This is a genomic window from Desulfogranum aggregans, assembly GCF_055398265.1.
This window is the reverse complement of sequence record NZ_AP042447.1, coordinates 4,483,092-4,508,681: the sequence shown is the minus strand read 5'-3', so window position 1 is coordinate 4,508,681 and position 25,590 is coordinate 4,483,092. Positions and strand designations below refer to the sequence as shown.

Genomic DNA, 25,590 nt, shown 5'->3' with positions numbered 1-25,590 from the left:
CAAAATACGGTATATTGCATCTTTTGCTGCATGTTACAGGTGTCCCTCGTCTGCCTTTGTTTTCAGAGGCGTCCATGGAACGATACGCTAAATATACCCAGTCACTCGCATCAGTGTTGTCGTCTTCTCCGCAGGAAGATGACAGACTGGACCCTACAGGAGCCAACACCGTGGATTGTGTGTACCCAACTCATACCAATTGCCGGCATAAGCTTGTCCGCCTGCACCGGCTGCCGCTCATAGCACTGTTGTTTTTTTTCAGCATGTTGCTTCTTGCCTTGCTTCTTGCCCCGGTATATTCCGCCTACGCCGAGAGCGAGCCCCCGCCAGCCAAAACAAAAGTCCTTTTCCTTCCCTTCACCATCAATGTTCCAGGGTCGTACGCCTACCTGGAAAGCGGACTCAGTTCGGTCCTGTCCAGCAGACTGGCTAGCCGTGCCGGCATTCAGCCCATCGGTGAACAAGGTTCGGGAGAACAGCTTTTGAACCTGCTCAACCAGGGACAACTCAGCGCTTTCCGTACCATGCTGAACAAAACCAAGGCTGATTTTCTTGTCCTTGGTTCGCTGGATCGTCAGGAGAACATCTTTGTGCTGACCAGCTACGTTTTTGGCAAGTCATCCGCTGCCGGACCGGTCTCTTTTGAAGAGCAGTTGGCCACTATCGACCAGGCAATGGATGCTGTTGACAATATGTCATGGTCGATCAGTGAAAAGATCTTCAATCGCCCTCGCCCGAAAAAAGGCACAGCTCTGTCGGACGCAGGTGATGGGGTTGCCGCCTTTCAGACCATCCATCCTGAACGCGCCTACAGGGAGGGATTGATGCGCAATGCTGCTCTGGGCTTTGGAGTCAACGGGCAGTTTGAACTCGTTACCTCTCATCGCAGCAGACGAATAGAGCAAAGCATCCAGGATTTCAACGGCGCAGACATTGACGGAGATGGCCGAACAGAGCTGGTCCTGCTGACCAACACCCAGCTCCTGCTCTATCGGTTTGCGCAAAATACCTTTACCCACCTCGGGACCATTCCCCTGAGCAGCCACCTCCGTCTCCATTCTGTAACCTTTGCCGACATGAACAGTGACGGCCGGCAGGAAATATACGTCAGCGGCAACAGCGGCAGCCGCCCATCGTCCATGGTGGTTTTCTGGGATGGCGACACCGCAAAAATTCACCGGAACATCCCCTATTACCTGCGGGCTGTTGCCCTGCCGGGAGAGCCACCGGTCCTGTATGGGCAGGCGGGTAACGTCAACTTACCAACCGACGGGCCGATCTATGAGCTTCGGCCCGATTCCGAGGGGACATTCACCAGGATCAAAGAGATCGTACTGCCTTCAGGAGTGCAGGTCTACGACTTCATCATGGCTGATATAACCGGCGACGGTGCCAGGGAAACCATACTGATTACTCCCGGCAATCGCCTGCAGGTGTTGAACGATGCCGGCAGTGTGATGTGGACCAGCAGTAGCCAGTTCGGCGCTGGACGCAACTTTTTCGGGACCCTGACCAGTAACGAAGAACAGGCCATCAAAGTACCCACCTATATCAAATCCAGGATCATTGCTGCAGATATGGACCGGGACGGCATCCTCGATGTGATTGTGGGACGCAACCAGGCGGAACATGTCCGCTTCATGCCCAGACTGCGCTACTTTGAAGGAGGATCGATCATGGCCCTCTCCTGGAAAACCAACATGCTGACCCCGCTCTGGGAAACCGAACAGCGCCCTGAATATATGATCAATTACCAGGTCATTGCCGCCGACCTCACCGACGGGCAGCAACAACAGGACTTCTTTCTCCTGTTCGGCGCAGCACAGACAAGTTTTCCATTTGCCTTCTGGCAGGCCGATGCAGCAACGATCAACAGCTACCGCCTACGCCTCGCAGCAAAAAACGAGCAAACGCCCACGATCAAGAACCAATAGCTGGCAACCATATCAAAATTTGACTTTCTACAACCCATTGATAACAGGTCATTTTCACCTTATCCAGCATAGAGGTTAAAAAAATTATACTTTTTCGGTAAAAAAAACTTGACGCCCCCTGCCCGACGGTTTACTTTGTCGGTAAATCATGCTGTGGATTGAGTTTCTTTTCTTCACATGATTAGAAACTGAAAACAATACCTTTACTCAAGGAGAAGAAGATGAAAAAAGTACTCGCAACCGGCGCAGCGCTGCTGATGGCAGGAAGCATCGCCACTGCTGCTGAAATGGACGATCAGTCCGGTGTAAAAATCACCGGTAACGCTCGTGCCCGTGTTATCTACAAAGACAGCTACGACTTCGGCAACACCGATCAGGATGCCACCACCACCATGGATTCCCGTGTCCGTTTTGAAGTACGCGGAACCGCAGCTGGCGGCGCCTACATTCATGGCCGTATCCGGCTGGCAGAAGAAAAATTCAACGGTGCAACCGATATCAGCGCAGACAGCAACATCTACGTTGACAAGGCCTACATCGGTGTTCCTTTCAACGATGCCTTCACCCTCGAAGGTGGTAAGTACCGTGTATCCTACGGCTACGGCTTCATGTACGACGATATCGGCCTGGCCGGTTTCCGCGGCATCTACGATGCAGAGAAGATGCGCATCATCCCGTTTCTCGAAGTACAGTCTGAAGGCCAGTCCTCTGACATAGCTCAGGACGTATTCGAAGACAACGATTCTTACCGTTTTGGTGTTGCCACCGCCTTTGACATGGTCGAGAACTGGCAGTTCGGTTTTATCGCCGCCTATGACACCGACGATCGCGTTGACAGCGTAGATGGCGAACCTACCGGCAACGGCAATGCCGACGGTTTCTGGGGTTCAGTATACGCCAAAGGCACCATTGCTGACATGTTCGGTCTTGAAGGTGAATTTGCTTACGCTGAAAACGGTGTAACCCTTGATAAGGTACAGGGAGCCGGTGATGATGATGGGTACGGCGGTTACGTCCGCGGTAGCTGGATGATGGATGCCCTGACCCTGGCCCTGGATCTTGGTTTCACCATGGACGGTTTTGCACCGGATCCGTTCTACGGCTTTGTCATGATCGGTGGTGAAGAGCCGATCAATGCCGTTTCCATTGGTGGTGGCCTCGCTGACTACTGGTGGGCCGGTCTGCGTGTAAACTACGCGGTAACCGAAGCACTGAGCCTCACCGGTAACCTGGTGTGGGCTGATGCAGATCTCAATGATAACGTGCCCGTAGATGCTAATCGCGTTTACGACCTGCTCGAGATCTCCGGTGTCCTGCAGTATGCAGTATCCAAAGGCTGCACCTTCTCCTGGTACGCTGGCTACCTCCAGCCTGACTACGATGGTCGCCTCGATGCAGCTGGCGTCGAAGATGACGGTGCCTTCGGTACCTATGCTAAGTTTGACGTATCTTTCTAAGGAACGTCTCTCTCCAGCAAACATAAAAAAAGGCGGGTCCTGCGGGATCCGCCTTTTTTCGTTTCCGGTTGTCGTCACAATGGTTCCGGCTTCCGCCAGGGCACCCACCAAAAATTTCTCAGCGAATTTCTCAGGCTGGCAAGGTGACCACCGCTCGGGTACCGCCGTTTTTCCATGTCTGAACAGTGAGTGAGCCATGATGATCATCGATAATACGCTGAACCAGCGCCAGCCCCATGCTGGTGCCCACGGTCATGGCCGTGAAATGCTGGCCTCGCTCCCCTTCTGATTCGGCTCCGCCTGCTGGCAGGCCACTATCTGTGATGATGATCTGCACATCATTGTCATGCACCTGCACCTCCACCTGCAGTTCTCCTCCTTCGGGCATGGCTTCGATGGCATTGCGCAACAGATGGACCATCACCTTCTGCATCAGCTGCTGGTCGATACAGAGAACAGGCTCCTGTTCGGGCAGCACCAGCGTATGGTGAATACCCCGTTCCTGTAACCCATGGTAATGGAGCAGCAGGGATCTGTTGATCACCGAATAGAGCGGGACCTGGGCGAAATCGGGCTGCGCAGTCTCAACAAAGCTGAACAGGTCTTCGAGAATGCCTTCGATTTTTTCAGCTTCACTGGTCATCATGTTCAGAAACTGCAGCCACTCCGGATCATCGGTTTTTCTGGTCAACAACCGGGCAGTCCCACCGATGGAGGTGATGGGGTTGCGTATATTGTGCGCCAGCTGGGCCGCTACGTGGCCAACCGCAGAGTAGCGTTCACTCTCTACCAGCAAGTCCTTGTTTTTTTCCAATTCCCTGGTCATGGCTTCCAGCTCTTTGATTTTCTGGTCCATGTCCATGTACAGGTGACAATGTTCTATGGCCAGACTTGCCTGACTGGCGAAACTTTCCAATTCCTTAATCCGTTCGTGGGTAATGGTTTGGCGGGAAACATAGTGATCAGCAACAATTACCCCTAAAGAACGATTGGAGGAAAAAAGCGGCACCACGACAAAAGAATCTTCCTGAAGCAAACCGATCAGCTCCACCGGCACTTCAAAGGCACATTTTCCACCAACAACATTTACCGGCTGGCGGGTGTGAATCGCTCGCATAAACAGGTGCTGTTCATCTTCACTGGCCACACTGATGGCCTTGACAATCCGATTGACTTCCGCATCACTGACCAATACATTGCTGCTGGACAACAGGTCCTGAAAATCAAGCTGCAGCTCTTCAATATGTCTCCATATGCGGTTGCCATCTTCTCGATTTCCGGGTCCTATGGCCATTCTGCCCTCAAGCCGTGTGCCGGCATCATTAAACAGGGCCAGGAAGGCACGGTTGAACTGCAGCCCCTCCTCCGCGGTAATTCCAACCAGTATGGCCTGGAGGATTTCGTCCAGTTCGACCAGGCTCAAAAAGGCGGTATTCATGCGAATAGCGAGTTCATGGGCAAGCTGGAGGCGAAAACGGGCTTGTTCAAGCTGCTGCTGGTAGAGCCGGTTGTTGATTTTCAGCCGCCGTTTTTCCAGCACTTTCTGAAGGGTGGTCAGCAGGTCGGTAAAATGCACCGGTTTAGCCAGGTAATCATCGGCGCCCAACCGCATACAGGAAAGCGCGGTCTGCAGGTCATTGACGGCCGTCAGCATGACAATGGAAAGATCGGCATGTTGTTGCCGAAGCGCCGGTAGCAACTCCATCCCATCGGCATCCGGCAACCCTATATCCAGCAGCACCAGGGCCACAGGTCGCTCCTGCAGTGTCTGCTCTAGCTTTGCCGCCGATCCGGCGGTGATCGTCGGAATCCCTTCGTTGTTGAGAAATTCCTGCAGTAGTTCGACAATATCAGGGAAGTCATCGACTATCACAACCACTTCATCATTCTGGAGCAGCTCATCGCGTTGCTGCTCGTTTTCTCTGGTGGAAAAGTGCGTATTCTGCATGATAGGGAGACAACTTTCTGGGAGGAGAAGAAAGATTGAAGTATATTTTTGTTCTACTCATGATAATATCCCGTGTCAAGTATGGAGCGTGTGCATTCACCGATTGCTTCCCCCACGGCTACGTGGTATGGAATTACTGCTCAATAACCTGTGATCCCTATGAAAAATAACAGCCACACCCTCGCCTCGACCACCGCCCCCCGCAGCCCTGTCAGTGACCAGGAACTGCAGGCAGTGATTGCAGACTTTCTTGCCATGGGCCATGTCGACAATATTATTGCCATGTTTCGTCACGAACCGCGCTACCACCAGTGGACAGGTAAACTCCTTGAGGACGAACGCTTTGCCGTCCGCCTTGGTCTCGCTGTCTGCTATGAGCAGCTGGTCATTGACTGCCCGGACGATCTGCATCTTGCTGTTCCCTCCCTGGCCGCGGCACTCTCCAGAGACGAAGCATGGATTCGCGGGGAAGCCGTTTCCCTGCTCGGAACCATCGGAGGCCGGGAAGCCCTTGAGCTGGTGGCCACCATGAAAAACGATCCTTCGGCCCAGGTGGTGGAAATCGTCACTGATATCCTTAACGAATCGCACCATGGATGATTTTTTCGGAGCCGAGGGACTCCTTTCTCGCTCCATGGACGAATATGAGCCGCGGCCTGGCCAGGCGGAAATGGCCCAAGCGGTGCATACCCTGCTCGACAGCCTCAGTGATCGGGCAGATGAGTCCTTTGACCAGGCCCATTGCCTGGTGGTGGAAGCGGAAACAGGCCTTGGTAAAACGCTTGCCTACCTGATTCCTGCCGTCCTCAGCGGCCGACGAATTGTTGTCTCCACCAATACCCGCAACCTGCAAGACCAGATAATCGAGCGGGAGATTCCCTTTATTCAGCAGCACATTGCCCCCGATCTCCATGCGATGTGTGTTAAAGGAAGGCAGAATTACCTTTGCCTCTACCGGTGGCACCAGTATTTCTCGGACAAACAGTCCCCCCTTTTTCGCGACGGCCACAACGAAGCTATACAGGAATGGATAGATCGCACATCCTACGGCGACAGAGCCGAACTGGGATGGCTTTCGGGCAACTCTCCTCTCTGGCACCGCATCTGCTGTGTTTCCCATTTCTGCCTGGGTAGCGACTGCCCCGAGAGCAGTCGTTGCTTCCTCAATCGCCTTCGTCGCGACGCAGCTCGGTGCAGGCTGCTGATTGTCAATCACCACTTGCTCTTTTCCGATCTGGCGGTACGCCGTACCGGGTACGGAGAGGTGCTCCCCCGATATGAAGCGGTTATCTTTGACGAGGCACATCACATAGAAAATGTCGCCAGCACCTTTTTTGGTTATTCCTTTTCCAAATATCAAGTTCGAGACCTGGTGGGAGACATCGAACGAAGTGCCGCTGATTCCCTGGTGGACGCCACCAAAAAACTGACGATTGCCCAAACCACCGCTCTCCAAACGGCTACCGAGGCCATAGCCCTGTTGCTCCCCCAGCAGCAGGGCCGTTACCCACTCGACCAGGTCGCCCATCAACACCCCGCATTTATTGACAAGGTATCCGTCCTGCTCACTGCGCTCGACAAACTGGGCGCTCACCTGGACTCCCTCAACGGAGGTGGCGAGCCCTGGGAACAATACGCTAACCGTTGTCATGAATTGGCTGCTCGCCTTGGCCTGATTACCTCGGCCTACGTCGATGACGTGCCCACTGAGCAGCAATCCTATACGTACTGGTTTGAGCGAACGGAACGCAACATCGCTCTTTTTGCCACGCCAATCGACGTGGCCGAAGAACTGCAGTCCACTCTTTATGCGGCAGTCGCCGCCTGCGTGTTCACGTCAGCCACCCTGACAACCGGTGGCAATTTTTCGTATTTCCGTCAGCGTTTGGGGTTGTCCGAACAGACCGCGACATACTCTTTTCCTTCACCGTTTGATTATGCCGGCCGAACCCTGCTGTATGTCCCGGATTCCCATTTCCCCGAACCCTCTTCTCCGACCTACCCGAACAAAACACACGAACAGCTACGGACGCTTCTTCGTAGTTCAGGCGGGAGAGCATTGGTACTCTTCACCTCGTTCAAGGCAATGGAAACCGCTTTCCACGCTCTTCGCGATGAACTCCCCCAGACAGTACTCATCCAGGGAGAGGCGCCCAGACACAGCCTGCTCAATCGCTTCAGCAAAGAGACTGACTCAATTTTATTTGCGGTTGCCAGTTTCTGGGAGGGGGTTGATATTCCCGGCGAGTCACTCAGTTTGGTCGTCATCGATAAATTACCATTTGAAGTCCCCAGTGACCCTGTTATTATGGCCAGGATTAACCGGATCAAGGCAGAGGGTGGCAATCCCTTCTTTGATTTCCAGGTCCCCAGGGCCATTCTTACGCTTCGCCAGGGTGCCGGCCGGCTGATGCGCGCCACTACAGACCGGGGCGTCATAGCCATCCTCGACATACGCCTGTTTACCAAAGCATATGGTCGGCGTTTTTTACGAAGCCTGCCGCCCAGTCCCCTTACCCGAGAACTCCAGCACGTTGCTGATTTTTTTTATGACATCCACGAGTCCAACTGAACAGGATCCCGCCCAGCTGCTCACAACCTCTGCTGCTGCCGTCGGCAGGAAGGTGGAAGCCGCTATGGAGCACGATCTTTCCTCGGTATTGAACACCTCTGATCCGCTGCTCAAAGAGATCATCCATTATGCGGTATTCAGCGGCGGAAAAAGGATCAGACCGCTGCTGGCCATCCTGAGCGCACGCCTTTGCGGGAGGGACGATCCCGACCTTTACCGCCTGGCCACCGCCTTTGAATACCTGCATGTAGCCAGCCTCATCCATGACGACATCATCGATCATGCTCCCCAGAGACGAGGCAGGGCCTCCCTGGTGGAAAAATACGATTTTGCCTCAGCTATTCTTGCCGGTGACTGGTTGCTCTCCCGCAGCATGCGGCTGGTTGGGGAGCTTAGTGGCGCAGAAGGCCTCGCTGTTTTCTGCCGTGCGACTGAAGGCATGGTGGATGGCGAATTTCTTCAGCTCCGCTGTGTTGCCGCCCCAGAGACAACAGAACAGGAATACTTTCGCATCATCGAATGCAAAACCGGAAACCTGATCGCCTCCACCTGCGAACTGGGCGCACTCTACGCTGGCGCCAATGCACAGCAGCGCCAGGCGCTTGCAGTATACGGCGATAAAATCGGAGCCGCCTTTCAGGTCATTGACGATCTGCTTGACTACCAGGGAAACGAAGAGGAAACCGGTAAGGCCGTGGGTAATGACTTTGTGGAGGGAAAGGTAACCTTACCGCTTATTCACGCCCTGCAGCGGGCTGATGCGCCTTCCCGCCAGAAGATTGCCGGCCTCCTCAGCGGTGACCGGACAAATCCCAGCGCCTACAACCAGATCGTTGACCTGATCCGTCGTTTTGACGGATTTGCCACTGCCGAAAAAACCGCCCACACCCTCGTCAGAGAAGCCGGCGAAGCGCTGCAGCTGTTTGCACGCGCCAGCGACCAGACCAGCCTGTCCATACTGCACGCGCTCAGCCGCTATGTTCTCACGCGACGAAAATAAGCCAGCCATGCATCCCTTCTCTTTTCTTTCCAGATGGTTCACCTTTGCCTTTCTTATGGTAGTGCTGGGCCTGACGTGCAGCTGCGGCAAACAGCCAGAACGGAAAACGCAGCCTGTTGCACCTGCCACTCCCCATGCTCTCCTGCCTCACACTCAGGAAGCCGCCCCCGGACCGTTGGTGATCATCTTTGAAGAACCTGACCCTCCCCAGCACGCGGAATCATCAGGGGTAATAACGGTTGGCCCCACTGAGGTGCAGGAGGCGCAGAGGCCCAAACGACCGCGAGTGGCCATCATCATCGACGACATGGGACACCATAAGCTGCTGGGCGAACAGTTACTGTCCCTAGATCTTGGGTTGAGCTACTCCTTTCTGCCCTATGGGCCCTTTACCGAAGAGCAGGCACAGCTGGCTCATTCCCGGGGCAGCGACATCCTCGTCCACCTGCCCATGGAACCACAGGATTCCATCCGCTGGGACCCTGGCAAAGGTGCGCTCTATGTGCGCGACGCCCCGGATCAGCTGCAAACCAAGACAAAGCGGTTGCTTGCCCGTGTTCCCTATGCCACAGGGGCCAACAATCATATGGGGTCACGCTTCAGCGAGGATGCCGTCGCCATGGAAACCGTGCTGAGTACCCTGCAGGAATATGATTTCTTTTATATTGATTCCTTTACCACTGCCCGTTCCCAGGGAATGGCCACCGCCATTCGTCTCGGTGTCCCTACGGAGCGACGCCATATCTTCCTCGACAATGAACACAACCCGGAAAAAATCTGCCGGCAGATCGAAAAACTGATCCGCCTTGCTCACCAACAGGGAAGCGCTATCGGCATCGGCCATCCCAATAACGCAACCCTGGTTGCCCTTACCCAGTGCGACCGACAACTGCTCGCCACCGTCGACGTGGTCGGTGTCCACCATCTGGTACGATAACCATGAATGCTCCATCACCCCATACTCCGACCCTTGGTATGATCCTCAAGGGGTATCCGCGTATTTCCGAGACCTTTATCTCCAATGAAATTCTCCTGCTCGAGCAATTGGGGATACCGGTGAGAATTTTCTCCATGCGCCAGCCTCGGGAATCGTTCTGCCACGCATCGGTACAACAAATCCAGGCCAGGGTGGATTATCTGCCCACAGATCTCTATCTCGACCATACCCGCCTGTTTGCAGCCACTGCTTTTTTTGCGGTCAATCACCCGGCACGCTTTCATCGGGTACTCGCCCAGGCAGGAGCACGGTTTCGCCGCACCCGCAGCATTGGGACCCTCAAACACCTGATGCAGGGATGCTACCTGACCCACCGTCTATTAGCTCGTTCTCCGGAAGTCGTGCACCTTCATGCCCATTTTGCCCACTCGCCATCCTCGGTAGCCCTGTTTTCCAGTATGCTCAGCGGGCTGCCGTTTAGCTTTACTGCTCATGCCAAAGACATCTACACCTCTAATCCCGAACAACTCCGGGAAAAAATCCGCTTGGCATCGATGGTGCTCACCTGTACCCGGCATAATGTGGAGTATCTCCGCAGCCTTGAGAAGACAGTCACCACCCCCATCCATTGCGTGTATCACGGCATAGACTTGAACCTGTTTTCCGACACACAGGAAAAGAAAAGCGCTCTTCCGCCCTACAATATCCTCACCATTGCCCGGCTCACAGAAAAAAAGGGAATATTAACGGTCCTTCAGGCCTTGCAGCTGTTGAAGGAAAGAGAAATCCCCTTTACCTATACCCTGATTGGTGATGGTGACGACCGCGACCAGGTCATGGAGCAGCTCGTTGCCTCAGGACTGCACCGCCAGAGCCGATGGCTGGGAACCATGCCTCATGCAGAGGTAATCCGGGAATTCAAAAAGGCGGACGCTTTTGTGCTCGGGTGCTGCATTGCCCGCAACGGTGATCGCGACGGCATTCCCAATGTGCTGGTGGAAAGCCTGGCCATGGGCGTTCCTGCAGTTGGAACCGATGTCTCAGCCCTTCCTGAAATACTCATACATGGTCAAACAGGACTTGCGGTGCCTGCCAATGCTCCTCATGCTCTTGCAGATGCCCTGCAGCAGGTACTTGAAAATGACTCCCTGCGTCGGCATCTGATTGCCGAAGGCAAACAGCATGTCCGCTCCAGGTTTAACAATCAGCCTCTGGTCCGCCGGGTAGCCGACTATTATCGCGGTGCGATTCCCCAACTGGCTCATGCCAGCCAGTGATGGGCTAGAGGGTGTGATGCGTCTCGCTTTTTACGCCCCCTTCAAACCCCTGGACCACCCGAATCCGTCGGGTGACCAGACGATCGGCAGAGAAATATACAACAGCCTGGTCAGCCAGGGCCTCCAGCTCACTGTTGCCAGTACGCTTCGATGCCGCTGGATCTACTGGAACCCGGTCGGGCTACTCCGTGCCCTGCAGGAGATCAATCGCCTTTCGCGTCAACTGCGCAAGGACCCTATGGACTGCTGGGTCACCTATCACTGTTACTACAAATCTCCAGATATCATTGGACCGGCCGTAAGTCGCCACCTGGGCCTGCCCTATGTCATTATCCAGGGCAGCTATGCCACTAAATTTCGTCGCCGATGGCCGACCCTCCCGGGATATTGCCTCAATCGTACGGCCCTGCTTCAGGCCTCCCTCCATATCAGCGATCGGCGTCATGACCTGCGCAATCTGCAACGAATCACCGCCAGGGAGCGCCTGTTCACCATTCAACCGGGACTGCGCCCCGAGCAGTTCACCTTCAACCCGACCGCGCGCGTAGAAATGCACCAGCGTTGGCAGAGCGGGACGCGGCCGGTGATCCTCACGACAGCCATGTTCCGCAACGATGTGAAAAGCAGAGGCATTGCCTGGGTGATCGAATGCTGCGCAGCCCTTCGACAGCAGGGACACGCCCTGCAGCTGGTCATTGTCGGGGATGGACCGCAAAGAGCATGCCTGCAGCAGCTGGCGCAGGAACGATTGCCGCATGATGTGGTGTTCACCGGTGCTGTCAGCCGCCAACAGCTCTACCGATTTTATTCCGGCGGCGACATCTTTGCCTTCCCAGGTTTTCGTGAATCGCTTGGCATGGTCTACCTGGAAGCCCAGTCATGTGGTCTACCGGTGGTGGCCTGCAGCAATGGCGCTATCCCTCAAGTGGTGGTCCATGGCCGGAGCGGATTGCTCTCCCCTGAAACCGAGCAAAAGGGGTTCATCAACAACCTCCGGACCCTGTTGACCGATCCGCAGCTTCGCCGGGCAATGGGCAGCTACGCCGCCAGCCATATCCGGCAGCATCATGACAGCGCAACCAATTACGCCCACATCGGTCAGCAGATCCAGAACCTTGTTGCCGCCCATAACCGCCGCCCATGAACACCGCCCCAACCCACATCGGTATGCTCCGTCATTCTCTAACCTTGTGGAATGAGAAAAAAAGAATTCAGGGGCAACAGGACAGCCCTCTTTCGTCGGAGGGCGTGCGCATGGTCAGAAAGTGGGCGGAGCAGTTGGCACCATGGACGTGGGAGGGAATAGTCTGCAGCGATCTCGGTCGTGCCAGAGAAACGGCCCGGATTATCGCTCATCGACTCCATCTGCCCGTGAGTGTTGATACGAGGCTACGGGAACAACGGTGGGGAGAGTGGACCGGCATGACCCTTGCGCAAGTCAAACAGCAGGATATTCAGCGCCTGCAGGCAGCCATAGGCAAGGGATGGGAGTTCCAGCCGCCTGCAGGAGAGTCGCGGGCTGCGGTACTGACCCGGAGCAGGGAGGCACTTCTGGAAATGAACCGAAGGTGGCCGGGAAAACACCTGCTGGTCGTCTGTCATGAAGGTGTGATGAAATGTGTGCTCTACTCTCTCTGTGGACGAGCCTACCTGCCCGATGAGCCGAAAATCATCCGTAAATACCACCTGCACCGCCTGCAGGTGTGCCAAAACGAACTGTCCCTCACTGAACTCAACGCCCTGGCTCTGGCCCGCTAGACATCATGCGTATTCTGGTTTATTGTCAACACGTTTTGGGTATAGGGCACCTGGTGCGCACCTTTGAAATCCTCAAGGCCCTGGATGAGCACCAGGTCACGCTATTGCTCGGCGGTTCAGCTTCCAACCTGTCAGCCCCTGAGAAGGTGACAACCATTCAGCTTCCCCCGCTGATGATGGATGTTGATTTCTCCGCACTCTCCGCCCAGGAGGGCCAGGCAGTGGAGACAGTGAAAAAGCAGCGGCAACACATCCTGAGCAAGACCGTTGCCATGCTCCAGCCTGATGTGCTGCTGGTCGAACTCTACCCTTTCGGCCGCAACAGCTTTCACTTTGAAATCGCTCCGCTGCTGGAGCAGGCGGTCCTTTCCAACCCCCATTGCTTGCGGGTTTCCAGCGTGCGCGATATTCTCGTGGACCGGTCGAACAAAGAAAAGTTTGAAGCCAGAGCAGTCAACCGCATGAACCGCTATTTCAACCTGTTGTTGATCCACAGCGACCCGGCGGTGATCACCCTGGATGAAACCTTCAGCCGCATGCACGACATCACGACCCAAACGGTCTATACCGGCTACATCCACCGTCCACCAAGCGAGCGATCGTCATCACTGTCTGTTCAGTGCCAGAGGCCATTGATTATCGCCAGTGCCGGCGGCGGAAGTGTCGGCGGAGACCTGCTGCTCGCAACGGTGCGCGCTCACGCCCTTCTCAGCCGCCAGTTTCCCTGCACCCTTCAGCTGTACACCGGTCCCTATGTGAACAGTAGATGCAGAGAACGGCTTCAGGCGGCAGCCGGCCCCGGGGCATCCATAGCCCCTTTTTGCGATGATCTGCCGGCCGCCCTGCGGGCAGCGGATCTCTCCATTTCCATGGGCGGATACAATACCACCATGGATGTCGTTGCCGCCGGATGCCCGGCCCTGATCCATCCATTCAGCCAAAACCATGAGCAACGGCTCCGTGCCAAACGATTGGGCTCCCATTTCCCGCTCACCGTCCTTGAAAAGGAGGACCTGGAACCGCAACGGCTGGCCCAGCACATTCGCACTGCACTGGCCGCCTCTCCACTAAAGAAGGCTGCGGGTATCCGCCTGGACGGAGCCAGGGTTTCTGCGCAGACTATAACCCTGGCCGCACAGACCTGAGGACAATACAGATGCTTACCAACGCCGCCGGCCTCTGGGAAATCCCCCTTCCGCCGCACACCGAAAAGCGCATCAGCCAAATATTTGCAACGCACCGCACAACCCCTGTATTTTTTCGTGCAGATGATATCGGGGGGGCGCAGGACCACTTATTCTTCCTCCTCATGGAACGTTTCCATGCCCACCGTGTTCCCCTCTGCCTGGCAGTGGTACCGACCTGGATCACTCCTGCAGTCTGGGCGTCATATCTGAGATTCGAACCGCACAGTCGGCAGTGGTGTTGGCACCAGCACGGCTTTGCCCATGTTAACCATGAGCCGCACGGGAAAAAGGCGGAGTTTGGCGGCGGCCGTGATGCGCTGGCAATCGGCAGAGATATAGATGCGGGAAACCAGCGATTGCAGGCAATTCTCGGCGCAGATTTTTACCCGGTATTCACCCCCCCATGGAATCGCTGCGGCCAGGCGACCCTCCATCACCTTCGGGTAGAGGCTTTTATGGCAGTCTCCAGATCGTCGGGTGCAGAACCGGCTCCACCTTCTGCGTTGCCAGACATTCCGGTAAATGTTGACCTGCACACCCGAAAGGAAAAAACGCCCGAACAGGGCTGGGAGGGGCTCTATGCAGAATTGGAGCGTGGTGCGGCTGCAGGGCTCATAGGGATAATGCTGCACCACCGGGTGATGAATCATCACGGATTCGCCTTTCTGGATCTCCTGCTCGCCCAGATCAGGCACCATTCGATCCCCGTGGTAACCTATCGGGACCTGCTGCAAGAGCGGAAGACCGACTATACGTCGAGGTCAGGGATGTGAAAATGGATCTGTTCTTCGTCCCCTTCCATCTCTATGACCCGGGATGTGCCGTCATCCAGATGCTTGATCACTCCTCTGACCAGGTGCTCGGGGGCAGAGGCGCCGGCGGTAATTCCTATCCGCTCAATTCCATGCAGCCAGGCGGGATCAATCTCTCCGGCGTGATCGATGAGATAGGCCTGCGCGCCCTCTGAGCGGGCAACCTCGCGCAACCGGTTGGAATTTGAGCTGTTTTTTGACCCAACCACCAGCACACTATCGACCTGCGCGGCCAGTTGCCGTACCGCACGCTGCCGGTTGGTGGTAGCATAACAGATATCCGAGCGCTCCTGTGCACTGCTGAGCGGAAAGCGCTGATGAATTGCCTGGAGAATTTCCCGTGTATCATCCACGCTCAGTGTCGTCTGGGTCACGTAGCCGACCTTGGCCTCATCCTCCACCGCAATATCGGCTACATCTTCTGGACAGGAAATGATATGCACCCGGCCCGCAGCATGACCGCAGGTCCCCTCGACTTCCGGATGGCCCTTGTGGCCGATCACCAAAACTTCGTACCCTATCTTGTTCAACCGGCTCACCCGGCGATGGACCATCGCGACCAGAGGGCAGGTGGCGTCAATTACCCGCAAGCCCAGGGCAACCGCTTTGGTCTCGATGGCGGGAGACACCCCGTGGGCACTGAAAATAGCCACCGAACCCCGGGGTATATCCTCAAGCTGTTCAACAAATATAGCCCCTTTGGCACGTAACTCTTCTATCACATGTGTATTATGGACAATTTCATGCAGCACGTAGACAGGTGCCTTATGGCGATCAAGCGCTCTGTTGACGATGGCAATAGCCCTGTTGACCCCGGCACAAAACCCGCGCGGTCGTGCAAGATAGATTTCCATGATCCTCCTACTCGCCGAATTTGCTGATAATTAATCTCACCTTGCAGCCAAGGAAACGTAGCCATACGTGCAAGAACATGATACCGTACCGACAATACCTTCTTTTTTTCTAAATGCCAATTGGAGGATATGGTCACAATGCACCTTTTGCTCAAGACTCTTTCTCTTGCCCTGCTTGTTCTCCTGGTCCATGCGTTACCTGGCCAAGGACGCCCCAACGCCTCAGTAAAAAACATAACAATCCGCAGCGAAAATCCCAATCGGCAACAATCGAGGCTGGTGTTACCGTATGGATTTTCTTCTGACTCCATGGGGTTAACACTAGGCGTTGGTGGAATGATGCAGGGATATGGACAGGATCAACTCCTGCTGGGTTCAACCCTTTTCGGCAGTTTTGATTCAGCAGTGGGGTTCTTTCTTGGCATGTGGGATTACCGTCCACCCTGGACAGAGCGCCTATTTTTCAGCGCCCAGGGAATGGTTGGTCATTACCCCAGACAACGAGGCTACAGTGCCCCGTTTTTCGTTGACGGACAAACACGGCCCGGCAGCAACAGTTCCGACCAGGACGACTACATAGAAGAAAAAGGATATGACAACTGGAGTGATTTCAGGCTGGAGTACGTTCTCCCCATGGGGAGTGCCCGCGATTCAGCTATCGTAACCTACCGATTAAAAAACGGATTACTGGAGTCAGCCCCTGTGGGCGGCGAAACCTGGAACCCGCTGAAAGACGGGATTACTACGCTTCTCCTCAGGCAGTATAACCGTTACCGCAGCTTTGATACCGAGCAGGGTGAGCTCGAAGCCACCACCCATCCGATCCAGGTCGGCCTCTATTACGACAACACAGATTTCCCGAAAAATCCTACCGACGGCAGTTCCCAGTACCTGGCAGTCACTCATGATTTCGGATGGCTGGAATCCCCGGATGACTGGACATTCATTGAACTGGAAGCCAGCAAATATTTTTCCTTCGGACCATCCGCCTATGCCAGACAGCGCATCCTCGCCTTAAACTTCTGGACCGGGGATACTCCCACTTGGGAAGAAAGCACCAACGCTGACGGCATCACCGCGGTTTCCCATCGTCCTCCATTTTACGAGGGAGCCAACCTTGGCGGTTTTTACCGTATGCGCGGATATCCTCAGGACCGTTTTAATGACCGATCCGTTATCTACACCACCGCCGAGTACCGCTACACCCTGGATTGGAATCCACTGGGAAACATTTCCTGGCTGCGCTTTCTGCAAAGTGACTGGATGCAGCTGGTCGGTTTTGTCGAAGGCGGCAGAGTTGCCGACTCCTACGATTTCTCCGATCTCTTCCAGGACTGGAAAGTGGACGCCGGCGTTGGTCTGCGATGCCTGTTTGCCGGTTCCGTCGCCAGGCTTGATGTAGCCGTCTCCGAAGAGGGAACCAGCATGTGGGTTATGTTTGGTCAACCTTTTTGATGCGCCGGCTCAACATATTGCTTACAATGTAAGCAATCATCTTCTCTCGAGGCAACCACCGCAACTCATGGGATGAGCGTATGGAACGATTAGCGCCCCTGCCGTTAACAAAATCCATTGAAATCGCTTACAAATCCATCAAGGTGCGTTTTTTTCGTTCCTTGATCACCACCACCAGTCTGGTGCTGGCCGTCGCCTTCCTCTGCTACATCCACGTCATTAATGACCTCGCCAACAGCATCCTGAAAACCGGCACTCCGCAAGCGTACCAGACACTGCTCAACGCCGGTTTCGATATTACCCCGCAAACCACGTCCATTGGAGAGAGCGCCAAACAGCAATGGATTGTGGTCCTCTCACTGCTTGTCTGCGTAGTGGGGATCGTCAATGCCCAGCTCATGGCCGTAACCGAGCGTTTCCGGGAAATCGGTACCATGAAATGCCTCGGTGCTCTTGACCGGGTGGTGTTGTTGCTCTTTGTGATCGAGGCGGCCATGCAGGGCCTGGTCGGGGCCACTATCGGGTCCCTGCTGGGCTGTATTGGCGGAATAATCAGCTCTATGGCCACTCTCGGCTGGGTAACCATCGAAACCCTTCCACCGGATACCCTGCTGCTGACCATGCTACAGGCCATTGCCATAGGCTGCCTGCTCAGCCTGGTCGGCGTCGTCTATCCGGCCATCAAGGCAGCGCGGATGGAACCAGTGGAAGCGATGCGGGTTGAACAATAGGGAAAACTGTTTTCCAAGGAGCAATACGTAACCCGAACAGACCGTAAGCAAGGACCTAATCATAACCTGGTACGATGCATGCAGCATACAATAGTCCGGACAACTGACGTTAAAAAAAGCTTTCAACTCGGCAAGCATCAATTGGAGGTCTTAAAGGGCATCAGCCTGAATATCACTTCCGGGAACTACATCTCCATCATGGGACCGTCAGGTTCAGGCAAATCGACCCTGTTCAACATGATCGGCGGGTTAGACAAACCAAGTTCCGGTAAGGTCTTTATCGACGAGGTGGATATTGCCCAACTCGATGCCTACGAACTGGCCTGGCTGCGTTGTAGAAAAATCGGGTATATTTTTCAGACCTTCAACCTTATTCCGGTGATGACCGCCCTGGAAAACGTCACCTTGCCGATGACCTTCGGCGGCACCGGTAATGACGAAGCGGTTGAACGGGGAATGGAACTCCTCAAACAGGTCGGGTTGGAGAGCCGTCACCAGCACAAACCGTCCGAACTTTCCGGAGGACAGCAGCAACGCGTGGCGGTCGCACGTGCGTTGGCGAATAATCCGGCCATTGTCCTCGCTGACGAGCCCACAGGCAACCTCGACCTGACAACCGGTGAGGAAATCATCAACCTCCTCAAACAAATGAGCGCTGAAATGGGGGTGACGATTATTTCGGCGACCCACGACTTCAAGATGCTCAATGTGTCTGATGAAGTCATCTGGATTCGTGACGGGCTGATAGACAAGATCGAAAAACGTGAAGAACTGGACATTTCCATCGGCACGATCAATGAAAAGTAAAGTGTACAACACGGTTTTATTTCATTCTGTCCAAAGAGCCGCAGGCAGGATTTGGGCACTGGCGCTATGGGCAACAGTGCTGTTTTTTACTGCATCCCTTACGAGCATTCCTGCGGCAGCCGCTACCGCTCCTGCTCTAGCAATCGAAGAAAGCCTGCGTTCTGCTGTGCTCGCATTGACCATCCATGGTGACCGCTCGACTGCCTCTGCGGGCAACAGCGAGGCAGCGGCCTATATCGAAAAGCGATTCCTTGCCGCACAAGCCTCCCGTACAGGAAGCATTGATTTTACCGTACCGGTTCGCCGCCACCTCGGCAGTACCATCCAGAGCGGAGATATCCGCCTGCCCCTTGATCCCCTCTACTACAATGCAATTACTCCGCAAAACATTTCCGCTGAGGGGATAAACGGTCAGCTTCTCTACGTTGGCAAGGGCAAGCTCGGCGATTTCAATGGCCTTGACCTTGAAGGTGCGGTCGTGGTCATGGATTTCGACTCTGGTCGCAACTGGCTCAATGCGGCCTCAATGGGCGCAGCAGCATTGATTTATGTGGGTGATGCCAGTGCCACCAAGATGCAGTTTCTTGACAAAGAGGAGCTCTCACCCATTCAGTTCCCCTGCTTCTGGTCGACCAGAGAGGAGCTGAGCAGGATCCTTTCCGGTCCATTTCCAAAAGAACCGGGGCTTCTCCAGCCACGTGTCACCGTGAAAAGTTCCATTCGCTGGGAAAAGGCGACAGCCAGCAACATGTATGCACTGTTTCCGGGCACTGATGCCTCCAAAAAAGATGAACTCCTCATTGTGGAGGCCTTTTACGATGCCTCCTCCTTTATTCCCGGCAGGGCGCCGGGAGCAGACCAGGCCCTTTCCATTGCCTCTCTCCTGGATCTCGCCGATCACTTCCACCGTTTTCCTCCTGCCCGATCATTTCTGCTGGTAGCGACCGGCGGTCACGACCAGGAACTGGCTGGGATGCGGGAGTTAATCTGGACAGCCAGCGCCTCTTCCAGGGATCTACGGCAACTGACCAAAGCCAATCGGGCGGACAGGAAAGAACGCAGGGCCTACATCAAAGCGTTGCAATCCTTTCTTGACGGTGACCTGGCAAATGTCAAAGGCGCAGATCTGCAAAGCGGTTTGAAAGAGACGCTCAAACTGAGCATCGACAGGCTCTCTACCTCATTGATCGACCTGCGCCTGAATAAAGAAGCAGGAGGTGCTGATGAACAGATACAGCGTTTGGCTCAGCAACGACTGCAATTACGGAAAATCGGCTGGCGAACCCATTTCGAGGATCTCACGGCCACAGAAACTGCAGTCATTAAGCCGCTTGCCATCAGGGCAGTCACCACCCATCAGAATGTCTTACGGGAGCTCGAGGAACAGGCGGATATGCTGAAAAAAATCCGCCAACTTCGCTCCCTACTGGTCGAATTCGAGACGCGTGTGGTCGTTTCCCTTCACTTGTCAAGTCATGGTGACGGCCTGGGGGCTTTTGAGCGGGGATTCATGCATACCCTGCGCAGCAGAATCAATCGAACCGGCGCATTCCGTGATATCGATCGCGCGCTGCAACAGGTTGCTAACCAAGCTCCTGCTACAGCCCCGCTTTTTATCTCCACCCTTCGCCCTGATCGACTCAATCCCTGGCAGGATCTCCTCCCGGACAGGCCCAAGTTCGGCAGTGAAATCACTTGCCTTGCCGCACTTCCAGGAGTAACCCTGGCAACAACCCATGACTTGCGTTCGAGGTGGGGAACCCCTTTTGACACTCCTGATCGAATCGACTGGCAACGGGCCGCCAGTCAGTGGAAGCTGGCCCGTTCCCTGATTCACGGCCTGGATGAAGCGGAAAACCTTCCCCTGGGCTATATCAGGGATGGGTTTTCCACTGTTTCCGGAAATACAGGGCTGCTGCTTCACGGAGAACTGTTTGCCGATCAACCTGCGCCAGGCACCATGCTTCTCGCCTTCCAGGGACCTGCACGCTATCATCTCCTTGCGGACCTCCAGGGGAACTTTCTGCTCAAAGGCGTTGCCGATAAGAAACATGTCCAGGATAAGGTCATCCTTGAAGGGTATACATTTTCCACTACCGACCATAAAGTACTGCGGGCCATTGATAAAAAACTGACAGGTAAGCCGGCCTACCGGGTAAAGATGACGCGCCATGACATGCGTACCGACCTGGTAATGTTCAACTGCCGGCAGTTGACCATCTTCAATCTCCTGGAACCGCGCAGCCTGAGCTACATGACCAAGCTGCAGCTCATTGACGGTCGTCGAGATGCCCCCCCATTACGGTATTGGTACAGTCGGATTGATACCAGGTCCTCCATTATCGCCTCCATTTTTCTTGAGCCCGGTACGCACATGAAAATGACGCTGTCCGATACCATTCTCAAGAAGAAAATGATCCTCAGCAACTCGAACGCCGGCTCTCCGATGGGAACTGGCTATCTCATTGATGCCAACCCCACCCTTGCCCGCACCAGTTTTCTGACGGCCAGGGATCATTGGGCCCTGCTGGCTCCACGAATCGCCAACCTCGAGCGGCACGGAATTCACAATGAACGGATAACCACGCTGCAGCAGCAGGGAACAGACATGCTGGCACAAGCCAGACAGGCCCTTGCCGATAAGCAATACAACCGGTTCAGTGAGGCTGCCAACACCTCATGGGCACTGGCCAGCCGCGTCTATGACCAGGTGGAGAAGACACAGAAGGATGTTCTTTTCGGCGTGCTGTTCTATATTGCGCTTTTCGTTCCTTTTGCCTTCTGCATGGAGCGCCTGTTATGCGGTTTTGTCTCCATCTATAAGAGAATTGGTGCGTTCTGTATCATACTGGCCCTGTTGATTGCCATTATCGCCAACGTGCATCCAGCCTTTGCTCTAGCTTACAGCCCCACGGTGGTCATCCTTGCCTTTTTCATCATCGGCCTGTCCTTTCTGGTAACGATGATCATTGTCGTCAGGTTTGAAGGAGAAATGGTGCTCCTCCAGCGACGGGCATCCCACAAACGGACGGTGGAAATTTCCACCTGGAAGGCATTCATGGCCGCCTTCTACCTTGGCGTCTCCAACCTCCGTCGACGCCGCCTCAGGACAGCACTCACCTGTCTGACCCTGATTATTCTCACTTTTACCATCATGAGCTTCACCTCGGTGAGCAGCCTGCGCAGGCAAAACAAACTCGATTTTGAGCAACGCGGCTCCTACCAGGGAGTACTCTTTAAAGATATCGGCTGGAAAACGCTTCCCAGAGAGACCCTCTCCACCTTCCACTCTCTCTTCCAGGGACAGGCGCTGGTCGGAGCAAGGATCTGGCTCAGTGCAGATGAACCGACACGGGCGGCAAAAATCCCCCTGTATTACGGAAACCAGCCTTTTCTGCTCCAGGGACTGACCGGCCTCTCTCCAGAGGAACCACAAGTCAGCGGGATGGATACCATTCTCTTAAAGGGCCGTTGGTTTACAGAAAACGAGCCAAACGGGGTGATCATTCCCGCAAGTTTGGCCGAACACATGGATATTGACCCCGATCGTCCGGATCAACCACCGCTTACCCTCTGGGGCCAATCCTTTCAGGTTACCGGAATCTATTCGGATAAACTTTTTCAGGACTTTACCGATCTTGACGGAGAGCCGGTGACTCCGGCTATTTATCCCGCCGCAACCTCCAGAGAAATGACTGAAGTGGAACAAGAGGCCCTGGAATCCGGTGAGGATGTTCATACCTTTCAGGGACGGTACAGCCATGTCGGCACCGGCGAGGTTGTGATTCTACCCGCTGCAACCCTGCTGACTTTGGGAGGAGAACTGAAGAGTGTTGCCCTCAGGACGCCATCCCCCATCAGCGATGAGCAACTGACAATGCTCACCGACCGATTCAACCTCACCCTGTTTTCCAGTGAACCGGATGGCGTCTACGTCTACAATGCCAGCGACACCATGCAATACTCAGGAATGCCCAATATTCTTATCCCGCTGGTGATTTCAACGCTGATCGTACTCAACACCATGATCAGTTCGGTGTATGAACGTAAGAGGGAAATTGCCGTGTATACCTCTGTCGGCCTTGCACCGACCCACGTCTCGTTTCTGTTTATCGCCGAGGCGCTGGCATTTGCTGTGATTTCAGTGGTTCTCGGCTACCTGCTTGCCCAAACTAGCGCTGGGCTGCTCGCCGGGAGCTGGTTGTGGCAGGGGCTGACCGTTAATTATTCATCCACCGCCGGAGTTGCGGCAATGCTGCTGGTCATGGGAGTGGTGCTGCTTTCTGTTATCTACCCTTCCCGGGTGGCTGCGGCCATTGCTATTCCCGATGTCAACCGGAGTTGGGTCATGCCCGAGGCAAAGGATGATACCCTGACAGTGACCCTCCCCTTTCTGATGCGATATCATGAACATGCGTCCATCTGCGGCTTTCTTTACGCCTATTTGGGTGCCCACCAGAATGTTTCCCATGGCATCTTTTCCACTGGGCCGATTGAAATTGTTGACGCTTCCCAAATGAACAGTTTTGGCCTGCAGCGGTTTCCCATGGTGGACGATTGCCTGCATTTGCGGGCAAAGGTTTGGCTCGCCCCTTTTGACTTTGGCATCATGCAGTGGGTCGATCTCCGTTTCTGTCATGCAAAAGAAGGAGAGGACTTCCTGGAAATCAGCGTTACGCTGACCAGGCTGGCCGGTGAATTTGGTGTCTGGCGACGGGTAAACACCGCTTTCATCCATACCCTGCGCAAACAGCTGCTTGTCTGGCGGTCTCTGGACGAACAAACCCACCTCCACTATGCCGCTGAACTTCGACAGGCAACATCACCGGATCACGTCAAGGAGCAATCATGAGTTCCTCCACCAACAGGCCTTCCGGCATAATTCGCGTACGGGCAGTAGTCATCGGCACTCTGCTCGCCGCGATCATCTGTGCGCTGACACCGGTCAACAATGTATACAATCAGGCCACGCCGCTGGGCGGTGGACATTTTCCACTGGCCCCCTTCTACGTTCTGCTGCTCACGACCCTGCTGGCGGGCGTGGTCGGCAGACTTTTTCCCAGGGCGCGATTTCTCACCGGACAGGAGCTGCTGGTTATTTGGGTGCAGATGGTCATTGCCTCAGGAATTGCCTATACCGGACTGACCCGCACCTTTTTCATCAACCTGACCGCTCCCTTTCAGTTCGCTACTGCGGAAAACAATTGGCAGAACATCCTCCACCCGCTGCTTCCAGAATTGCTCTATCCTCAACCCGGAGCCATAGACGCGCTCTATAACGGGCTAACCGAAGGACGTCAAATGGGGTGGATGGAGGTACTCGGTGCCATTCCCTGGCACTACTGGTCCCGTCCGCTCATCGCCTGGGGAGTGTTTATTCTGCTCTGTTACACGGTGATGATTGCGCTGATCAACCTGTTGTCACGCCAATGGATCCACAACGAGCGCATGAATTTCCCCCTGCTCAGGGTTCCTCTGCTGATGAGTGAGAGTTTCGACCAGGGAGGATTACGCGGCTTTCTACTCAACCCCTATCTATTATGGGGACTCTCGGTACCAATTACCCTCCACCTGCTTAATGGATTGAACTACTATTACCCTTCGGTCCCCTCCATTCCGACATTGATCCTCGCTGGACCATACTTTCCCAAGGTCGGCCTGCTTTCGGGATTCATCAAACTGAAAATCTATATCTATCCGGTGTTCATTGGCTTCGCCTTTCTTACTGCCCGGCAGATATCGCTCTCCTTCTGGTTGTTTTTTCTGCTCGGCAGCCTGCTCTTTGGTTTGCTGACCGTTCTTGGCTACAATATTCCCGCATCATCTCTCGGGGTGACCTTTGGCCCCACCCTGGCACGACCGGAAGAAACCCAGATGATTGGTGCGTACGGAGTCTTTTTTCTCTTTCTTGTCTGGCTTTCCCGCCAGCATCTGCAGCACATCGTGCGCCAGGCGTTCAGTACCAAACCTCTGGCCACCAATACTGAGTGGTTCTCCACGCGTTTCGCTTTCTGGATCGCTGTCGCCGGGATGGCCGCCATTGTCGGCTGGGCTGTTTTTTTCGGCATGCGTCCCATCGCCGCAATCCTATTGGTGTTGGTCTTTTTTATGATCACCCTTGTTGCTTCCCGCATTATCTGCCAGGGCGGCCTGGGGTATTTCACCTTGACTGCAGCCCCCATTGACGGCCTGCTGGTTATCTTTGGCCCGGCATTATTCAGCAAAGCAGGTCTCCTTATAGCCGCAGTCGCCCAAAAAGTGCTGTTTGTCGATCTGAGGGAATCCCTGACGCCTTCGTTGTTACATGCCCGGGAAGTGCACCATACCCTCCATAACCGTCGCCTCCTTCTCTTTGGCATAGGACTGACACTTCTCACAGCGGTGACGGTATCCTTCATTGCCATGTTAGCCCTGTGTTACAAGTACGGTATCCGGGAGCTGCAGCTTGAGTGGGCCACCCGCACAACGCTCGGGGTCTATGAAAACATTGTCCGCCTCAACGACACCGGGGTCGAACCAGGGCGATGGGTAACCATTTTTTCCGTGATTGGGGCTGGGGTAATGGTATTGCTTGTTACCTGTTACCACCGATTTTACTGGTGGCCCATCCATCCTCTCGGCTACCTTACGGCATACTCTTCGGCCATGCGCATCCTCTGGTTTTCCTTTTTTCTCGGCTGGTTGTGCAATGCGCTCTGCATGCGGTACGGTGGCGTAGTCCTTTTTAAAAAGCTGCGCTTTTTCTTTATCGGGCTGATCATTGGCGACTTATTCATGGGCGGCACATGGGCCATTGTCGGCCTGCTTGCCGACGGTAGTTATCAAGTTCTCCCTGATTAGTGGTAGAGGGTATCGAATAAA

Annotated in this window: 18 protein-coding genes; 16 read left to right on the top strand and 2 right to left on the bottom strand. The window is 54.8% G+C overall.

Annotated features, from left to right (window positions below; translation table 11 throughout):
• Nucleotides 1–74: 74 nt before the first annotated feature.
• Both ACZ52Z_RS19730 and ACZ52Z_RS19725 read left to right on the top strand, forming a co-directional pair.
• Nucleotides 75–1,934, top strand: a complete 1,860-nt coding sequence (locus tag ACZ52Z_RS19730) for an FG-GAP repeat domain-containing protein (protein WP_464268480.1) — start codon at nt 75–77, stop codon at nt 1,932–1,934.
• Between the two features lie 221 nt (nt 1,935–2,155).
• A complete protein-coding gene (locus tag ACZ52Z_RS19725; RefSeq protein WP_464268479.1) occupies nt 2,156–3,391 on the top strand; it encodes a hypothetical protein in 1,236 nt (411 codons plus the stop codon).
• 130 nt (nt 3,392–3,521) lie between these two features.
• Here the strand turns inward: ACZ52Z_RS19725 and ACZ52Z_RS19720 are convergent, their stop codons facing one another.
• On the bottom strand, nt 3,522–5,339 hold the full coding sequence (locus tag ACZ52Z_RS19720; RefSeq protein ID WP_464268478.1) for a response regulator: 1,818 nt from the start codon (nt 5,337–5,339) through the stop codon (nt 3,522–3,524).
• A gap of 159 nt (nt 5,340–5,498) precedes the next feature.
• Between ACZ52Z_RS19720 and ACZ52Z_RS19715 the strand changes: the two genes are divergently transcribed.
• From ACZ52Z_RS19715 to ACZ52Z_RS19675, 9 genes are read left to right on the top strand one after another with little or no spacing between them, the layout of a single operon-like run.
• Nucleotides 5,499–5,939 carry a HEAT repeat domain-containing protein gene (locus tag ACZ52Z_RS19715; protein WP_464268477.1) on the top strand — a complete coding sequence of 147 codons (441 nt, stop codon included), beginning with the start codon at nt 5,499–5,501 and terminating at the stop codon, nt 5,937–5,939.
• Nucleotides 5,932–7,911 (top strand): ATP-dependent DNA helicase, encoded by a 1,980-nt coding sequence (locus tag ACZ52Z_RS19710; protein WP_464268476.1) that lies wholly within the window; start codon nt 5,932–5,934, stop codon nt 7,909–7,911. The genes ACZ52Z_RS19715 and ACZ52Z_RS19710 overlap by 8 nt, the downstream gene beginning before the upstream one ends.
• A complete protein-coding gene (locus tag ACZ52Z_RS19705) occupies nt 7,889–8,911 on the top strand; it encodes a polyprenyl synthetase family protein (RefSeq protein WP_464268475.1) in 1,023 nt (340 codons plus the stop codon). Before ACZ52Z_RS19710 ends, ACZ52Z_RS19705 begins: the two co-directional genes overlap by 23 nt.
• Nucleotides 8,889–9,848, top strand: a complete 960-nt coding sequence (locus tag ACZ52Z_RS19700) for a divergent polysaccharide deacetylase family protein (protein WP_464268474.1) — start codon at nt 8,889–8,891, stop codon at nt 9,846–9,848. The genes ACZ52Z_RS19705 and ACZ52Z_RS19700 overlap by 23 nt, the downstream gene beginning before the upstream one ends.
• 2 nt (nt 9,849–9,850) lie before the next feature.
• Complete coding sequence (locus ACZ52Z_RS19695) at nt 9,851–11,125, top strand: glycosyltransferase family 4 protein (protein WP_464268473.1); 1,275 nt, start codon at nt 9,851–9,853, stop codon at nt 11,123–11,125.
• A 16-nt stretch (nt 11,126–11,141) separates the two neighbouring features.
• A complete protein-coding gene (locus tag ACZ52Z_RS19690) occupies nt 11,142–12,269 on the top strand; it encodes a glycosyltransferase family 4 protein (RefSeq protein WP_464268472.1) in 1,128 nt (375 codons plus the stop codon).
• A complete protein-coding gene (locus ACZ52Z_RS19685) occupies nt 12,266–12,883 on the top strand; it encodes a histidine phosphatase family protein (RefSeq protein WP_464268471.1) in 618 nt (205 codons plus the stop codon). Before ACZ52Z_RS19690 ends, ACZ52Z_RS19685 begins: the two co-directional genes overlap by 4 nt.
• 5 nt (nt 12,884–12,888) lie before the next feature.
• On the top strand, nt 12,889–14,028 hold the full coding sequence (locus tag ACZ52Z_RS19680; RefSeq protein ID WP_464268470.1) for a glycosyltransferase family protein: 1,140 nt from the start codon (nt 12,889–12,891) through the stop codon (nt 14,026–14,028).
• 11 nt (nt 14,029–14,039) lie between these two features.
• Nucleotides 14,040–14,843 carry a polysaccharide deacetylase family protein gene (locus tag ACZ52Z_RS19675; protein WP_464268469.1) on the top strand — a complete coding sequence of 268 codons (804 nt, stop codon included), beginning with the start codon at nt 14,040–14,042 and terminating at the stop codon, nt 14,841–14,843.
• On the opposite strand, the gene ispH is transcribed toward ACZ52Z_RS19675, so the two are convergent.
• Nucleotides 14,819–15,736: a 4-hydroxy-3-methylbut-2-enyl diphosphate reductase gene (gene ispH / locus ACZ52Z_RS19670; RefSeq protein WP_464268468.1), complete on the bottom strand. Its 918-nt coding sequence runs from the start codon at nt 15,734–15,736 to the stop codon at nt 14,819–14,821. The genes ACZ52Z_RS19675 and ispH overlap by 25 nt on opposite strands.
• A gap of 129 nt (nt 15,737–15,865) precedes the next feature.
• Between ispH and ACZ52Z_RS19665 the strand changes: the two genes are divergently transcribed.
• The 5 genes from ACZ52Z_RS19665 to ACZ52Z_RS19645 all read left to right on the top strand — a co-directional run bounded on the left by ACZ52Z_RS19665 (nt 15,866) and on the right by ACZ52Z_RS19645 (nt 25,569).
• Entirely contained in the window at nt 15,866–17,191 is a 1,326-nt protein-coding gene (locus tag ACZ52Z_RS19665) for a BamA/TamA family outer membrane protein (protein ID WP_464268467.1), read from the top strand.
• A gap of 80 nt (nt 17,192–17,271) precedes the next feature.
• A complete protein-coding gene (locus ACZ52Z_RS19660; RefSeq protein WP_464268466.1) occupies nt 17,272–17,922 on the top strand; it encodes an ABC transporter permease in 651 nt (216 codons plus the stop codon).
• A gap of 78 nt (nt 17,923–18,000) precedes the next feature.
• Nucleotides 18,001–18,729, top strand: a complete 729-nt coding sequence (locus ACZ52Z_RS19655) for an ABC transporter ATP-binding protein (RefSeq protein ID WP_464268465.1) — start codon at nt 18,001–18,003, stop codon at nt 18,727–18,729.
• Nucleotides 18,719–23,581, top strand: coding sequence for an FtsX-like permease family protein (locus ACZ52Z_RS19650; RefSeq protein ID WP_464268464.1), 4,863 nt, complete (start codon nt 18,719–18,721; stop codon nt 23,579–23,581). Before ACZ52Z_RS19655 ends, ACZ52Z_RS19650 begins: the two co-directional genes overlap by 11 nt.
• Nucleotides 23,578–25,569, top strand: coding sequence for a DUF6785 family protein (locus tag ACZ52Z_RS19645; protein WP_464268463.1), 1,992 nt, complete (start codon nt 23,578–23,580; stop codon nt 25,567–25,569). Before ACZ52Z_RS19650 ends, ACZ52Z_RS19645 begins: the two co-directional genes overlap by 4 nt.
• Nucleotides 25,570–25,590 lie beyond the last annotated feature (21 nt).

What these genes read in the sequence shown, in the direction of transcription:
- ACZ52Z_RS19725 (WP_464268479.1), top strand. Translation starts at nt 2,156, where the DNA reads ATGAAAAAAGTACTCGCAACCGGCGCAGCGCTGCTGATGGCAGGAAGC.
- ACZ52Z_RS19730 (WP_464268480.1), top strand. Translation starts at nt 75, where the DNA reads ATGGAACGATACGCTAAATATACCCAGTCACTCGCATCAGTGTTGTCG.
- ACZ52Z_RS19645 (WP_464268463.1), top strand. Translation starts at nt 23,578, where the DNA reads ATGAGTTCCTCCACCAACAGGCCTTCCGGCATAATTCGCGTACGGGCA.
- ACZ52Z_RS19680 (WP_464268470.1), top strand. Translation starts at nt 12,889, where the DNA reads ATGCGTATTCTGGTTTATTGTCAACACGTTTTGGGTATAGGGCACCTG.
- ACZ52Z_RS19660 (WP_464268466.1), top strand. Translation starts at nt 17,272, where the DNA reads ATGGAACGATTAGCGCCCCTGCCGTTAACAAAATCCATTGAAATCGCT.
- ACZ52Z_RS19705 (WP_464268475.1), top strand. Translation starts at nt 7,889, where the DNA reads ATGACATCCACGAGTCCAACTGAACAGGATCCCGCCCAGCTGCTCACA.
- ACZ52Z_RS19685 (WP_464268471.1), top strand. Translation starts at nt 12,266, where the DNA reads ATGAACACCGCCCCAACCCACATCGGTATGCTCCGTCATTCTCTAACC.
- ACZ52Z_RS19675 (WP_464268469.1), top strand. Translation starts at nt 14,040, where the DNA reads ATGCTTACCAACGCCGCCGGCCTCTGGGAAATCCCCCTTCCGCCGCAC.
- ACZ52Z_RS19710 (WP_464268476.1), top strand. Translation starts at nt 5,932, where the DNA reads ATGGATGATTTTTTCGGAGCCGAGGGACTCCTTTCTCGCTCCATGGAC.
- ACZ52Z_RS19655 (WP_464268465.1), top strand. Translation starts at nt 18,001, where the DNA reads ATGCAGCATACAATAGTCCGGACAACTGACGTTAAAAAAAGCTTTCAA.
- ACZ52Z_RS19695 (WP_464268473.1), top strand. Translation starts at nt 9,851, where the DNA reads ATGAATGCTCCATCACCCCATACTCCGACCCTTGGTATGATCCTCAAG.
- ispH (WP_464268468.1), bottom strand. Translation starts at nt 15,736, where the DNA reads ATGGAAATCTATCTTGCACGACCGCGCGGGTTTTGTGCCGGGGTCAAC.
- ACZ52Z_RS19690 (WP_464268472.1), top strand. Translation starts at nt 11,142, where the DNA reads ATGCGTCTCGCTTTTTACGCCCCCTTCAAACCCCTGGACCACCCGAAT.
- ACZ52Z_RS19720 (WP_464268478.1), bottom strand. Translation starts at nt 5,339, where the DNA reads ATGCAGAATACGCACTTTTCCACCAGAGAAAACGAGCAGCAACGCGAT.
- ACZ52Z_RS19665 (WP_464268467.1), top strand. Translation starts at nt 15,866, where the DNA reads ATGGTCACAATGCACCTTTTGCTCAAGACTCTTTCTCTTGCCCTGCTT.
- ACZ52Z_RS19715 (WP_464268477.1), top strand. Translation starts at nt 5,499, where the DNA reads ATGAAAAATAACAGCCACACCCTCGCCTCGACCACCGCCCCCCGCAGC.
- ACZ52Z_RS19700 (WP_464268474.1), top strand. Translation starts at nt 8,889, where the DNA reads ATGTTCTCACGCGACGAAAATAAGCCAGCCATGCATCCCTTCTCTTTT.
- ACZ52Z_RS19650 (WP_464268464.1), top strand. Translation starts at nt 18,719, where the DNA reads ATGAAAAGTAAAGTGTACAACACGGTTTTATTTCATTCTGTCCAAAGA.